The sequence below is a fragment of the Roseicyclus marinus genome (assembly GCF_036322625.1).
GTDB classification, from domain to species: Bacteria; Pseudomonadota; Alphaproteobacteria; order Rhodobacterales; family Rhodobacteraceae; genus Roseicyclus; species Roseicyclus marinus_A.
Genome location: NZ_AP027266.1, coordinates 2,659,071 through 2,672,965, shown reverse-complemented (window position 1 = coordinate 2,672,965; position 13,895 = coordinate 2,659,071). Strand labels below are relative to the sequence as shown.

General features: G+C 67.6%; 10 protein-coding genes. 3 read left to right on the top strand and 7 right to left on the bottom strand.

Going from position 1 to position 13,895, the window contains the following annotated elements; all coding sequences use genetic code 11:
• Window positions 1–7 precede the first annotated feature (7 nt).
• Entirely contained in the window at window positions 8–700 is a 693-nt protein-coding gene (locus AABA51_RS12795; RefSeq protein WP_338276584.1) for an RraA family protein, read from the top strand.
• A gap of 6 nt (window positions 701–706) precedes the next feature.
• Here the strand turns inward: AABA51_RS12795 and AABA51_RS12790 are convergent, their stop codons facing one another.
• Window positions 707–3,004, bottom strand: coding sequence for a xanthine dehydrogenase family protein molybdopterin-binding subunit (locus AABA51_RS12790; RefSeq protein WP_338272303.1), 2,298 nt, complete (start codon window positions 3,002–3,004; stop codon window positions 707–709).
• A 35-nt stretch (window positions 3,005–3,039) separates the two neighbouring features.
• Window positions 3,040–4,215 (bottom strand): type III PLP-dependent enzyme, encoded by a 1,176-nt coding sequence (locus AABA51_RS12785; protein WP_338272301.1) that lies wholly within the window; start codon window positions 4,213–4,215, stop codon window positions 3,040–3,042.
• Window positions 4,216–4,343: 128 nt separating this feature from the next.
• On the opposite strand from AABA51_RS12785, the gene AABA51_RS12780 reads away from it, so the two are divergent.
• Complete coding sequence (locus AABA51_RS12780; protein WP_338272299.1) at window positions 4,344–4,775, top strand: Lrp/AsnC family transcriptional regulator; 432 nt, start codon at window positions 4,344–4,346, stop codon at window positions 4,773–4,775.
• A gap of 16 nt (window positions 4,776–4,791) precedes the next feature.
• Here AABA51_RS12780 and selD read toward each other — a convergent pair whose 3' ends face one another.
• Complete coding sequence (gene selD, locus AABA51_RS12775) at window positions 4,792–6,924, bottom strand: selenide, water dikinase SelD (RefSeq protein WP_338272298.1); 2,133 nt, start codon at window positions 6,922–6,924, stop codon at window positions 4,792–4,794.
• A gap of 75 nt (window positions 6,925–6,999) precedes the next feature.
• Complete coding sequence (gene hrpB, locus AABA51_RS12770) at window positions 7,000–9,408, bottom strand: ATP-dependent helicase HrpB (RefSeq protein WP_338272297.1); 2,409 nt, start codon at window positions 9,406–9,408, stop codon at window positions 7,000–7,002.
• A gap of 159 nt (window positions 9,409–9,567) precedes the next feature.
• On the opposite strand from hrpB, the gene meaB reads away from it, so the two are divergent.
• Window positions 9,568–10,563, top strand: coding sequence for a methylmalonyl Co-A mutase-associated GTPase MeaB (meaB, locus tag AABA51_RS12765; RefSeq protein WP_338272295.1), 996 nt, complete (start codon window positions 9,568–9,570; stop codon window positions 10,561–10,563).
• 325 nt (window positions 10,564–10,888) lie between these two features.
• Here the strand turns inward: meaB and AABA51_RS12760 are convergent, their stop codons facing one another.
• The 3 genes from AABA51_RS12760 to rpoD form a co-directional block, all read right to left on the bottom strand.
• Complete coding sequence (locus tag AABA51_RS12760; RefSeq protein ID WP_338272294.1) at window positions 10,889–11,158, bottom strand: HlyU family transcriptional regulator; 270 nt, start codon at window positions 11,156–11,158, stop codon at window positions 10,889–10,891.
• Window positions 11,159–11,307: 149 nt separating this feature from the next.
• Complete coding sequence (locus AABA51_RS12755) at window positions 11,308–11,823, bottom strand: hypothetical protein (RefSeq protein ID WP_338272292.1); 516 nt, start codon at window positions 11,821–11,823, stop codon at window positions 11,308–11,310.
• Entirely contained in the window at window positions 11,820–13,820 is a 2,001-nt protein-coding gene (gene rpoD / locus AABA51_RS12750) for an RNA polymerase sigma factor RpoD (RefSeq protein ID WP_338272290.1), read from the bottom strand. Before rpoD ends, AABA51_RS12755 begins: the two co-directional genes overlap by 4 nt.
• Window positions 13,821–13,895 lie beyond the last annotated feature (75 nt).

Here is a 13,895-nt window from a genome sequence, read left to right as displayed (position 1 = left end):
ACCGACCATGACCCCCGATCTTCTCGACCTCCTGTCGCGCGTCGACACGCCGACCGTCTGCAACGCCATCGAGGTGGCGCAGGGCAAGCGCGGCTTTGCCGCCTTCACCCGGGGCACCATGCTCTGTTCAGAACCGGGCCGCGCCATCGTGGGCCATGCCGTCACCGCCCAGATCGCGGCCCTTGCGCCCCCCACCGAACCGCCCGAGATCATCCGCGCCCGCCGCATGGCCTATTACAAGGCGATGCATGACGGCCCCAAACCCTCCGTCGCGGTGGTCGAGGATCTCGATTACCCCCAGTGCATCGGCGCCTATTGGGGCGAGGTGAACACCACGATCCACAAGGGCTTCGGCATGTCGGGCGCGCTGACCAATGGCGTCATGCGCGATCTGGGCGATCTGCCCGACGGCTTTCCCGTGGTGGCAGGCTCCATCGGCCCCAGCCACGGCTTCGTCCATGTCCGCAGCCTCGGGGAACCCGTCACCATCTTCGGCCTGACCATCGCCCAGGGGGACCTGATCCACGCCGACCGCCACGGCGCGCTCGTCATCCCGCCCGAGGTCGTGCCGCAGCTGGCCGGCGCGATCCGCAAGCTCCTGGAGACAGAGCGCCTGATCCTCGATCCCGCGCGCCAGCCGGGGTTCGATTTCGCGGCCTTCGAAGCGGCCTGGGCCGCCTTCGAAAAAGCGCGGACCTGAACGCCCCTATTCGGCGGCGATCCGCGCGGGCTTCTGCAGCATGTCCCAGACCCGCGCGGGCGTGAACGGCATGTCGACCTGCCGCACGCCAAGCGGCCAGAGCGCATCCTGAACCGCGTTGGCGACAGCGGCCAGCGCGCCCACCGTCCCCGCCTCGCCGCAGCCCTTCATGCCCAGCGGGTTCGCGGTCGAGGGGACGGGTTCGGTGTGGAACGCGATAAAGGGCGCATCATCGGCGCGCGGCATCCCGTAATCCATGAAGGTCGCGGTCAACAGCTGCCCCGTGTCGTCAAAGACGACATGTTCGGTCAGCGCCTGCCCGATCCCCTGCACCACGCCGCCATGAACCTGCCCCTCGGCCAGCCTCGGGTTCATCAGGTTGCCGAAATCATCGACCACCGTGTAGCGGTCCACCCGGACCGCCCCGGTATCGCGGTCGATCTCGACCTCGGTGATGTGGCAGCCATTGGGATAGGACCGCCCCGGCAGGGTGCGCGTCTCGGTCACCTTGGCCAGATCGGGGCGTCCGGCGGCGCGGGCGCGTCCCGCCGCCTCGATCAGCGTCACCACCACGTTCGACCCCGGCGCGCGGAACACGCCTTCTTCCGCGTCAAAGCCGATATCGGCCCGGTCCATATCCTCGGCCAGAAAGGCACTCAGCCCCGTGATCAGCGTCTCGGCCGTGGCGCGCATCGCCATGCCCTGCACCGTCACCGACCGCGACCCGCCCGTGCCGCCGCCATGGGCGATCAGGTCGCTGTCGCCCTGCACGATCTCGATGGCGTCCAGCGGCAGGCCCGTCTGGTCATGCAACAACTGCGCATAGACCGTCTCATGCCCCTGTCCGTTCGACTGGGTGCCGACATAGACCTTGGCCCCGGTCGCCGTGATCTCGATCGTCGCGGTTTCCGACGGATCGCCCAGAATGCTCTCGATGTAATAGCACAGGCCCAGACCGCGCAGCTTGCCCTGCGCCTCCGATGCCGCCCGCCGCTTGGCAAAGCCCGCCACATCGGCCTCTGCCTCCGCGCGCGTCAGCACCCGGTGGAAATCGCCCACGTCGTAAAGCTCGCCCGTGGCGCTCCGATAGGGAAATTGCGCGCTTGCGATGAAATTCCGCCGCCGCAACTCCAGCGGGTCCACCCCCAATTCGCGCGCCGCGAAATCCATCGCGCGTTCCAGCGCATAGATCGCTTCGGGCCGCCCCGCGCCGCGATAGGCGTCGATCTGCGTCGTGCTCGTATAGATGCCGCGATTGCGGAAATGGTAGGTCTGCACGTCATAGGTGCCGGTCAGAACCTTGGAATAGAGCGATGACTGGATGTTCATCCCGAAATTCGACGGATAGGCCCCCATGTTCGACAGGCTGTCGGTGCGAAAGGCCACCAATTTCAGATCGGCATCGAAGCCCAGCGTGGTCGTCACGATCAGGTCACGCCCGCCATTGTCCGACAGCATCGATTCCGTGCGCTCGCCCATCCAGCGCACCGGGCGGCCCAGCATCCGCGCCGCCTGTGCCGCGAGCAGGTTCTCGGGGTAATTCATCCCCTTCATCCCGAACCCGCCGCCCACATCGGGGTTGGTCACGCGCACCCGATCCTCGGACCAGCCAAACCACTTGGCCAATTCGCCCTTGGTGCCCCAGACGCCCTGACCGTTGACGGCCAGATGGATACGCTCGCCCTCGGGCTCGGCGTAGCAGCCGCGCGGCTCCATGCTGTTCACGATCACCCGGTTGTCGTGGCTCGTATGGGTCACGACATGGGCAGCCCCCGCCAGCGCGGCCTCGGTCGCCGCCGCATCCCCCATGGCGAAATCATAGGCCACGTTGTCGGGGGCCACCTCGTGCAGCACCTCGCCCCCCGGCGCGATATCCAACTTGGCGGGCCTGTCCTCCAGCTCCAGAATGATCAGCTCGGCAGCATCCTTGGCCTGCGCAAGGCTGTCGGCCACGACAAAGGCCACGGGCTCGCCCACGAAGCGCACCCGTCCCTCGGCCAGAACGGGGCGCGCAGGCAGGGGCGGGCGCGATCCGTCGCCGTTCTTGACGGGTGCATATTTCATCGCGTTCTTCAGACCCGCTTGCGCCAGATCCTCCGCCGTCAGGACCAGATGGACACCCGGTGCCTCCCGCGCCTCGGACACGTCGAGCGCCGTGATGACGCCATGGGCCGCCGTGCTGCGAAAGACAAAGGCATGGAGCGCGCCCTCGGGCGCGATATCGTCCACATAGCGGCCCTTGCCGGTCAGAAACCGCGTATCCTCCAACCGGGTCACCGGCTGGCTGGTTCCGAACTTGCTCATCGCTTGCGCCCCTTTTCGTATCCCGTGACGGGACACTAGGCGCATGGGCGGTGGTGTCCAGTGCCGCTTGGCTCGTTCAGCGCCCGCACCGTCGCCAGCCGCAGGCCCCCGTAGCCATTGAACCGCGTCACCGTCGCCGTGGAATAGGCCCCCATCCCGTCGATCAGCAGGTAATCGCCCTCCGCCATGTCGCAGGGCAGGGGCAGTTTGCCCGGCAACCGGTCCAGGCTGTCACAGGTCGGCCCCCAGACCAGCCTGTCACGGGCTGCGCCCGCCCTTGCCCGCCCGTCGGGGGCCATCACCCGGATGCGGTCGGTCATGCCCATCAGCGGCTGTTCCGCCAGCGCCCCGTAGATGCCGTCGTTCAGATAGACCTCGCCCATGCCGCGCAGCGATTTCACCCGCAGCGCAAGGCTGACCGCCTCGGCCACCAGCGCGCGCCCCGGCTCGCAGACAAGCGTGGGCGCCTCCTCGCCAAAGACCTCCCGCACCGCCGCCCCGATCCGCGCGAAGATCGCGTCGAGCGGCGGCACCTCGCCCCGCATCCTGTGCGACGGAAACCCCCCGCCCACGTTCAACCGCGCAAGCCGCACGCCTGCCGCCCCCGCGATCCGGCCCGCCGCCTCGATATAGGCCGCCCAGGCCTCGGGGTCCGCGCATTGCGTTCCGGGGTGAAAGGTCAGGGCAGGGCGGAACCCAGCCCCCGCCACCTGCGCCAAAAGCGCCACGGCCTCCGCCTCCGTCGCGCCGAATTTCTCGCCGAAATCATAGGCCGCGCCGCTGACCGCCAGCTTGAACCTGACCGCGACCTCCGCCCCCGGCGGCAGCGCCCCGTCCAGCTTGCGCCATTCCCCCGGCTGATCCACGCTCCAGGACGCGACACCGGCAGCCACCCCCATCGCGATCTCCGACCGCGACCTTACCGGGTTGTGGTAATGCAGCGCCGCCTCGGGGCTCAGGGACCGCACCAGCGCGATCTCGGCGGGCGAGGCCACGTCGAACCCCGCCACCCCCGCCGCCATCAGGTTGAGCAACACCGCCTCCGCCGGATTGGCCTTGACCGCATAGGTCACCATCCCCGGAAACCCCTCGCAAAACCGCCGCGCGCTGGCCTGCAACACCTCGGGCGACAGGAACAGCACCGGCTCGTCAGGCGCTTCCGCCACAAGGTAGTCGCGCGGGCTCCGGTGCAAGGGCCGTGTCTCGCTCATGCGTCTGTCCTTTGTCTTGCCGCTCCTCTCCCCAAGCCTGCCGCCAAATCCGGGCGATTTCTCTGGTCACTCTGCGCGAAATGCCCGATCATGCCGTCATATCGACAAAACTGATGGCAAAATGCCCCATGGATGATCTCGACCGCGATATCCTGCGCCTTCTGGCCGGTGACGCCCGCATGTCCGTCGCCGTCATCGCCCGAAGGCTCAAGGTCGCGCGCTCGACCGCCCAGGCCCGCCTCGAACGCCTCGAAAGCTCCGGCGTGATCGCGGGCTACACCCTCCGTCTGGGCGAGGCGCTGCGCGCGGGCCGCATCCGGGCCAGCGTGCTCCTCTCCGTCGATCCCCGCAGCCAGCCCGCCATCCTCGCCCGCCTCAAGGCCGTGGCCGAGGTCGAACGCATCCACACGATTTCCGGCCGCGTCGACCTGTTGCTCGAGGTCGGCGCTCCCACCACAACCGCGCTCGACGCCATCCTCGACCGCATCGGCGAGATCGAGGGCGTCCGCTCCTCCGAAAGCCTCATCCACCTCTCGACGAAACTCGACCGCACCCTCTGACGGGCAGGGCCCCGCCTCAGGAAAACACGATCCGCTGCCCTTCGGTCACCACCCCGATCTGTGCTGCGTCAAACCCCGCCCCGATCAGCGCCGCAACCGCGGCCTCCGCCCGCTCTTCCGGCACCGCGGCCAGCAATCCCCCCGCCGTCTGCGGATCGAACACCAGATCGCCCAACGCCCCCTCCGGCACCGCGACCCTTTCCCCCAGCGCCGCCCGGTTCTGCGCCCAAAGGGTCGACCGCACCCCCAGCCCCGACAGCCGCAGCGCCCCCGCCAGGACCGGCACTTCCGCCAGGTCCACCTCCGCCCCCACGCCCGACGCCGCGCAGATATTGCCCAGATGCCCGGCAAGCCCGAACCCCGTCACATCCGTCATCGCATGGGCCACGGGCGCCAGAACCGCCGCAGCTCCCCCCTGCGCCTGCCCCATCCGGGTCCAGGCCGCCGCCACCTCGGCCCCTGTCGCCAGCATCCGCATCTCGCCCGCCAGGACCACGCCGGTCCCGATCCCCTTGGTCAGGATCAACGCATCCCCCGGCCTCGCCCCCGCCAGCGTCACCGGGTCCCGCTCCAACAGACCCGTCACCGTGAAGCCGATGGTCACCTCGCTGCCCATCGACGAATGCCCGCCCACGACCGCGACCCCCTCGGCCGCGAAAACCGCGCCCGCCGCCGCCATCACCTCGTCCAGCCACGCGCCCTGCATCCGTGCCGCCATCCTTGGCAGGATCACGCTGGCCAGCGCCGCCTGGGGCCGCGCCCCCATGGCCCAGATATCGCCCAGCGCATGAATGGCCGCCACCCGCGCCACAAGGGCCGGGTCCTCGGCAAAGCCCCGCAGATGATCGGTCGAGATCACCTGGCGCGCCCCCCCGACCTCCAACACCGCCGCATCATCCCCGGGCCGCCCGCCAAGAACACCGGTCAGCGCCCCGGCGCCCAGCTTCGCCCCGCATCCGCCGCAGGGCGCAGGGCCCGCCATCTCGCTTGCCACGCCCTTGGCAGCCCCATCGGGCGCGCGCGGCCCCGTCATCGCGGGCAGATCGCGCAAGCCCTCCATGAACCGCGCATCGATCCGGTCCTTCCAGCGCCACATCGCGGGCCCCGCCACCACGAAACCCGCCTTTTCCGCCAGCGCCGACTTTCCGCCGAGCGAGACGAGCTTCAGGAAATCGCGCTGCGGGGCAAAGCGCCGCCGTTGCGCCCCCACCAGGTCCGCGCGCAGGTTCCAGGCCAGGACCGGGGCCGCGCGCACGGCGAAAACACCCGCCTTGGGGCGCGGCGCATGGCTCAGATACACGCAATCGCCCGCCCCGTAGATCTCCGGGTGACTGACCGAGCGCAACTGGTCATCGACGACCATGTAGCCGTCCCGCATCTCCATCCCGCAATCCGCCAGCCAGCCATGCGGCACGGCACCTGCCGCCCCCACCACCAGGTCGGCCTCGACCACGCGCCCCCCCTCCAGATGCACTGCGCTGGCACCCACGCGCAGCGGGGCCGCCCCCTCGATCCGCGTGATGCCATATCCCTCCATCGCCGCGATTAGCCGCCCCCGCGCCGGATGCCCGCCCAGCACCGCGCCCCGGTCGATCACGCAAACCTCCGCCGCCCGGCCAAGCCCGCGCATCCGCTCGGCCATGGCCATGGACAATTCCACCCCCGCGATGCCGCCCCCGATCACCGCGATCCTTGCCGGGCCTTCCCCCTCGCAAAACGCCGCCCACCGATCCGCGAAAGCGCCAAGCGGCTTGGCCGCCACCCCATGTTCGGCAAAACCCGGCAGATCGCCCATCTCCGATGTGATGCCGATATCGATGGACAAGAGGTCATAGGCGAGGGGCGCGCGCCCCGGCACCGACACGCGCCGCGCCACCGGATCGATCAGATCGACCGCCCCCAGCACCAGCCGCGCGCCTGCGAACCGCGCCAGCCGCACAAGGTCGATCTCCAGCGCCTCCCTCGGGTAATGCCCCGCAACATGGCCGGGCAACATGCCCGTATAGGGGGCCGAGGGTCCGGGGTTCACCAGCGTCACCCTGACCCCGGGCACGGGCCGCATCCCCCAGCGCTTCAACACCAGCGCATGCGCATGCCCGCCCCCGACAAGAACCAGCTCCCTGACCAGCGGCACCGACCCGTCGCGCATGTCCGTCCTTCTCTGTTTCCCAAATATCCCGGGGGAGTCGCCAAAGGCGACGGGGGCAGCGCCCCCAACCTTGGCCTACCCCCCGCGCGGCTTCGCCCGCAAGGTCGCTTCCGCCGCACGCGGGTCCTCGGGCCAGGGGTGGCGCGGATAGCGCGCGCGCATCTCCTTGCGCACCTCGGCATAGGACCCGTCCCAGAACCCCGGCAGATCATTCGTCACCTGCACCGGGCGCGATGCGGGCGACAAAAGCACCATTTTCAAGGGCATCCTGTCCGGTCCCACAACCGGATGCACCTTGGTGCCAAAGACTTCCTGCAACCGCAGCGCCACTTCCGGCACCTCGCCCGAATAATCGATGGGAATGGCACGGCCCAAGGGGCTTTCCCATGTCGCGGGCGCAAGCCTGTCGACCTCCGCCATGGCCGGATGCCCCAGCCACAGCCGCAGCGCCTCGGTCGGATCGAACCGGCCGAGGTCGGCGGCACTCCGCTCCCGCGTGAGCCAGGGCGCCAGCCACTCCTCCAACGCCGCGAGCAACGCCTCGTCCGACACATCCGCCACGCCAGAGACCGCGATCCGCGCGCGCAACAGCCGCGCCTTCTCACTCCAGTCCAGCGCCGACAATCCCAGGTCGCGAACCCCCTCGATCAGCGCCGCGATGACCGCCTCGGGCGGCGCATCGCGCCAGGCGCGATCCTCCAGCACCAGGGCGCCAAAGCGTTCCTGCTGGCGTGCCTCGACCCTCCGATGGCGCTTCGACCAATGGCAATGATCGACCCAGGCGATGCGATCGGCATAGAGCGCGCGCAACTCCGCCTCGGACAGCGCCACGGCCTGCCGCACCCGCGCCTCGCGCCTGTCGCCGTCCAGGTCGGTGGCCACGATCAGGCGTTGGCCCGCCAGCCCGTCCCCCTCGGGCAGGATCGCGCCCGCCCCGCCCGACAGGACATAGCGCGGGGCCTCGCCCGACCGCCGCAAGCCGATCCTGTCAGGATAGGCCAGCGCCGCCTGCGCGCCCGGGGACAACCTCTCTCCCGCCTCGTAGCGCCTGAGCCTCCTCGCCTCCTCCCGGATCTGCGCCACCGCGCCCCGATCCGCCCCCATCCCGCCCGGATCCTCCAGCGCGCGCAAGCGCAGCATCAGGTCGGTGCCCTGTCCCCTGAGCGGATCGCGCGCCGCAAGAAGCGCCGCAAGGCGCGCCGCGCCCGCCCCCCCGGTCACCACCATATGCCCCAACCGGGGATGCAGCGGCAGCCGCGCCAGCGCCCGCCCATGCGCCGTGATCCTGCCCTGACCATCCAGCGCGCCCAACTCCGCCAAAAGCGCGCGCGCTTCCGCCAGCGCCCCCTCGGGCGGCGGCGTGAGGAAGGCCAGCCCCTCGGCCCCGCCCCAGATCGCCAGTTCCAGCGCCAGCCCCGCCAGATCCGTCGCCGCGATCTCGGGCGGCGGAAAGGCGGGCAGCGCGCCCTCCGCGCCCTTGGTCCACATCCTGTAGCAGATGCCGGGGGCCACCCGCCCCGCGCGCCCGCGCCTTTGATCGGCCTCCGCCCGGCTCACCGGCTCCGTCACCAGCCGCGACATGCCCGATGCCGGATCGAACCTTGCCCGCCGCGCACGGCCCGCATCGACGACCACCCGCACATCCTCGATGGTGAGCGAGGTTTCCGCGATGGCCGTGGCCAGCACCAGCTTGCGCCCCTTTTGGGAGGGCCGGATCGCCGCGCGCTGATCCTCGATCCGCATCGCGCCATAAAGCATGTGAAGCGCCACATCCCCCGGCAAGGCACCCTGCAGCCGTGCCGCCACCCGCCGGATTTCCCCCTCTCCCGGCAGGAAGACAAGACACCCGCCCTCGGTCGCGGCCAAGGCCTCCAGCACTTGCCCCGCCACCGCCTCCTCCAGCCGCCGATCCTTGGGCAATGGCCGCTCCAGGTGCCGCGTCTCGACCGGATAGGCCCGCCCCTCCGACGTCAACAGCGGCGCATCCCCCAGCATCGCCGCCACCGGCCCCGCATCCAGCGTCGCCGACATCACCACCACGCCCAGATCGGGCCGCAGCGCCTGCCTTACCTCCCAGACCAGCGCCAGCCCCAGATCGGCATTGAGCGAGCGTTCGTGGAATTCGTCGAAGATCACGCAGCCCACGCCCGGCAGGTCCGGCTGATCCTGCACCATCCGCGTCAGGATGCCCTCGGTCACCACCTCGATCCGTGTCGCCTCCGACACCGCGCTCTCGCCCCGGATGCGGTAGCCCACCGTCCGCCCCACCGGCTCGCCCAGCATCTCGGCCATCCGCTCGGCGGCGGCCCGCGCCGCCAGCCTGCGCGGCTCCAGCATCACGATCCGCCCCGCCACCTGGTCCATCAGCGCGGGCGGCACGCCCGTGGTCTTGCCCGCCCCGGGGGGCGCCTGCAGCACGGCCCGCCCCTCCCGGGCAAGGGCCGCCTTCAGCGCGGGCAGGATCTCGTCGATGGGCAAGGGCACGCGCGTCCGGCTCCCGTCAGGGGTGAATGCCCTTCACCTGCGCCAGCGCCCCGACCGCCGTCAACCGGCGAATGCCGCTCGGCACTGGACAGGCCGCCGCGTGCCGGGGCAGATACGGGGACCAATGCGCGCGCCCCGACCCGAAAGAACGCCCAGCCCATGACGGATGCCCCCACAGCCCGCGATCTCGCCCCCCGCATCCTTGCAGGCGACCGCCGCGCCCTTGCCCGCGCCGTCACGCTCGTCGAAAGCACCCGCCCCGATCACCGCGCCGACGCCACCGCCCTGATCGAAGCCTTGCGAAAACCCACGGCCGATCTCGGGCGGCAGGCGCTCCGCATCGGCCTCTCGGGCACGCCGGGGGTCGGCAAATCCACCTTCATCGAGGCCTTCGGCATGGCGCTGGTCGAGGGTGGCTTGCGCGTCGCGGTTCTGGCCGTCGATCCCTCCTCCTCCCGCTCGGGCGGCTCGATCCTGGGCGACAAGACCCGGATGGACCGCCTCTCGCGCGAACCGGCCGCCTTCATCCGCCCCTCGCCCTCGGCCACGCATCTGGGCGGCGTCGCCCGCCGCACGCGCGAGGCCGTGGCGCTCTGCGAGGCGGCGGGCTTCGACGTGGTGCTGATCGAAACCGTGGGCGTCGGCCAGTCCGAAACCATGGTCGCGCAGATGTGCGATGTCTTCGTCCTCCTGCTCGCGCCGGCGGGCGGCGACGAATTGCAGGGCGTCAAACGCGGCATCATGGAAATGGCCGACCTGATCCTCGTGAACAAGGCCGATGGCGACCTCAAGCCTGCCGCCACCCGCACCGTCGCCGATTACGCGGGCGCGCTGCGGCTCTTGCGCAAGCGCCCGCAGGACCCCGAGGGTTTCCCCAAGGCGCTGCCCGTCTCCGCCATGACAGGCGCAGGCATCGCAGAGGCCTGGGCCGAGGTGCAGGCGCTCGCCCGCTGGCGCAAGGATCAGGGTTGGTGGGACCGCGCCCGCGCGACCCAGGCCGCCCATTGGTTCGAGGCAGAGGTGCGCGAGGGCCTATTGTCCCGTCTCCACCGCGACCCCGACCTGCGCCGCGCGATGGCCGATCAGGCCAAGGCCGTGGCCGAGGGCCGCCTCACCCCCGACGCCGCCGCCGCCGAAATCCTCTCCAACCTGTAGGGTGGGCAATCTGCCCACCAAAACCACCCCACCGCCTCACCGCCGCCGCCCGCATGGTGGGTCCGCGTGGTGGGTCCGCATGGTGGGTCTGCGTGGTGGGCAGATTGCCCACCCTACGCCTCCCCCCTCAACCAAATCTCAACCCGACCATGCTTGCACCCGCGTCCCAAACGGCCCCCGGACCCGTTGCACGACCCCCGTCAAGACCGTTCGCGGCCATGCCCAACAAACCCTTGCCCGGCCCCATCCCCGGCAAGATCCCGTTCACATCTCTCGAAAAATCTTAACCTATCGGTCATTTTCGGCCGAAAATCGTAACCCGATCTTAACCGAAAATCCGCTCACCCTGCTCGTCGATGACCTGCTTGGCCTTCCGGATGGAAAAGGCTTCGGCCTCCTCCAGCGTCTGCAACGTATCGGCTCGCATCAGCTGATGAACCTTGGTTTCCCCGCCCAGATCCTTCTCGATCCGCGCCGCCACCCTGTATCCGCCCGCGGCCCGCTGCGGCTCGGGGAAGATACGGAAATCCTTGTAGATTTCCGGCTCCTTGCCGGGTTTGGCGCTGCTGCCGAAAAGGCGGGAGAAGAGGGACATTGGGATGCGCTCCGTTCTGCCTAAGAGCCTAAACCTAGAACAACTAAATTGATCAAGAAAGGTTCAATAAGCTACGCAGTCAAAACTAGATTTCAAAAATTTAAAGGCAGCAGTGTTCTTGGTTTAAAAGCACCAATGCAAAAGCCGCACTACTCGTCGAAGTATTTAGGTAGATCTGTAAATATTCCTGATTTAATTACGTTCTTTTTATCATGCGCAGCATGCACACTTCGTTTATTCTTTCCAGGGCGCATCCCGCCATGCCTCTCTACGTATTCTATGTATGAGTTCCTCGAGAAGCTAGCGAACTCTTTTAATTTAGTGCAAAAAAACTCATCATTCCCGATACTGCTACCTAAGAACACAATTAAAAGGTCAATGTTCAGGTCAAGGTAGTCGTGAATATCTCCAATAATTTGTTTTTCATTTCCATCCGCACCTTCAAATTCGATTCGAAAAAACTTGTTCGCTGTATATTGAAAGGCACCTTTGGAAATGGTCTTTACTTGAATTGCGCGCGTTTCTTTCCTTCGGTATGCCCATATATCGACTGCAGGCGAATTTCCTGTCGGCATCGCAATCGTGAAGCCTAGCCTCGCAAGTTCGGAGGCCACGAGATATTCACCGACCTGCCCTGTCGAATGCAGATTTGCTTTACCGCTCACTGATCGAGGAAACTCCGCAGCTTCCGGCTCCGGCTCGGATGCTTCAGCTTCCTGAGCGCCTTGGCCTCGATCTGCCGGATACGCTCGCGGGTCACGCTGAATTGCTGGCCCACTTCCTCGAGCGTGTGGTCGGTGTTCATCCCGATCCCGAACCGCATGCGCAATACGCGCTCCTCACGCGGCGTCAGCGAGGCCAGAACCCGCGTCGTCGTTTCCTTCAGGTTCTCCTGAATGGCCGAATCGAGCGGCAGGACGGCATTCTTGTCCTCGATGAAATCGCCCAGCTGGCTGTCTTCCTCGTCGCCGATCGGCGTCTCGAGGCTGATCGGCTCCTTGGCGATCTTCATCACCTTGCGGACCTTTTCCAGCGGCATCTGCAGCTTTTCGGCCAATTCCTCGGGCGTGGGCTCGCGGCCGATCTCATGCAGCATCTGCCGCCCCGTCCGCACCAGCTTGTTGATCGTCTCGATCATGTGGACCGGGATACGGATCGTGCGCGCCTGGTCGGCGATGGACCGCGTGATCGCCTGCCGGATCCACCATGTCGCGTAAGTGCTGAACTTGTAGCCCCGGCGGTATTCGAACTTGTCCACCGCCTTCATCAGGCCGATATTGCCTTCCTGGATCAGGTCCAGGAATTGCAGGCCGCGGTTGGTGTATTTCTTGGCGATGGAAATCACGAGCCGCAGATTGGCCTCGACCATTTCCTTTTTCGCCTGGCGGGCTTCTTTCTCGCCCTTTTGCACCTGGTTCACGATGCGGCGGAATTCGCTGATATCAAGGCCCACGTATTGGCCGACCTGCGCCATGTCGCTGCGCAATTCCTCGACCTTGTCGCGGGACCGCTCCATCAGCGCCTGCCAGCCACGCCCGGCCTTTTCGGCCATCCGGTCGCACCAGGCCGGGTCCAATTCGCAGCCGCGATATTCGTCGATGAATTCGCGCCGGTTGATCCGCGCCTGGTCGGCCAGTTTCACCATGGCGCTGTCGATGGCCATGATCCGGCGGTTGATCCCGTAAAGCTGATCGATCAGCGCCTCGATCCGGTTGTTGTGCAGGTGCAATTCATTCACCAGCACCACGATTTCCGAGCGCAATTGCTGATAGATCGCCTCGTCCGATTTGGAGAAACTGCCATCCTCGTTCAGCGTCGCGGAAATGCGCTTGTCCTGCATTTCCGACAGCTTGACGTAATCGGCGGCAATCCGGTCCAGAATGTCCAGAACACGCGGTTTGAGCGCCGCCTCCATGGCGGCAAGGCTCATGTTGGCCTGTTCGTCCTCGTCATCCTCGTCATCGGCCGCGCGGCGGATCGGCTCGCCATCGGCGTCCAGCTCCTCGTCCGCCTCGCCCCGCGCCTCGACCGGCTGCGGTTTCGCGCTGGCGACAGGGGCCACCACCGGCTCGTCGTCATCCTCGCCCATCGACCGGCCAAAGGTCGCGTCGAGATCGATGACATCGCGCAGCAAGATGTCCTCGTCCAGCAATTCGTCGCGCCAGATCGTGATCGCCTGGAAGGTCAGGGGGCTTTCGCAAAGCCCTGCGATCATTGTGTTTCTGCCCGCCTCGATCCGCTTGGCGATGGCGATCTCACCCTCGCGCGACAGGAGTTCGACACTCCCCATCTCGCGCAGGTACATCCGCACCGGGTCGTCGGTCCGGTCCAGCTTCTCGGTCTCCGACGACGCCAGCGCCACCTCGCGCGAGCTCGAGGTTTCCACCAGGTCGGTGGACCCCTTGTTCGCATCCGCGTCCTCGTCGGCCTCGTCATCCTCGATGACGTTGATGCCCATCTCCGACAGCATCGACATCACGTCCTCGATCTGCTCCGAGGACACCTGCTCGGGCGGCAGGACGGTGTTGAGCTGGTCATAGGTGATGTAGCCGCGCACACGCGCTTCCGCGATCATCTTCTTGACCGCAGCCTGGCTCATATCGAGCCCGATGTCGGTTTCCTCCCCGTCCTGCGGCTTGCGATCTTCGGTGTCTTTGGCCATGGGCGGGCTTCCTTTGGCGGTTCGTGGCGCGAAGCCGGCGGGGCGGTCGGGTCGCCGAATCTTTGCTACTGCAAC

What these genes read in the sequence shown, in the direction of transcription:
- AABA51_RS12795 (WP_338276584.1), top strand. Translation starts at nt 8, where the DNA reads ATGACCCCCGATCTTCTCGACCTCCTGTCGCGCGTCGACACGCCGACC.
- AABA51_RS12790 (WP_338272303.1), bottom strand. Translation starts at nt 3,004, where the DNA reads ATGAGCAAGTTCGGAACCAGCCAGCCGGTGACCCGGTTGGAGGATACG.
- AABA51_RS12785 (WP_338272301.1), bottom strand. Translation starts at nt 4,215, where the DNA reads ATGAGCGAGACACGGCCCTTGCACCGGAGCCCGCGCGACTACCTTGTG.
- AABA51_RS12780 (WP_338272299.1), top strand. Translation starts at nt 4,344, where the DNA reads ATGGATGATCTCGACCGCGATATCCTGCGCCTTCTGGCCGGTGACGCC.
- selD (WP_338272298.1), bottom strand. Translation starts at nt 6,924, where the DNA reads ATGCGCGACGGGTCGGTGCCGCTGGTCAGGGAGCTGGTTCTTGTCGGG.
- meaB (WP_338272295.1), top strand. Translation starts at nt 9,568, where the DNA reads ATGACGGATGCCCCCACAGCCCGCGATCTCGCCCCCCGCATCCTTGCA.
- AABA51_RS12760 (WP_338272294.1), bottom strand. Translation starts at nt 11,158, where the DNA reads ATGTCCCTCTTCTCCCGCCTTTTCGGCAGCAGCGCCAAACCCGGCAAG.
- rpoD (WP_338272290.1), bottom strand. Translation starts at nt 13,820, where the DNA reads ATGGCCAAAGACACCGAAGATCGCAAGCCGCAGGACGGGGAGGAAACC.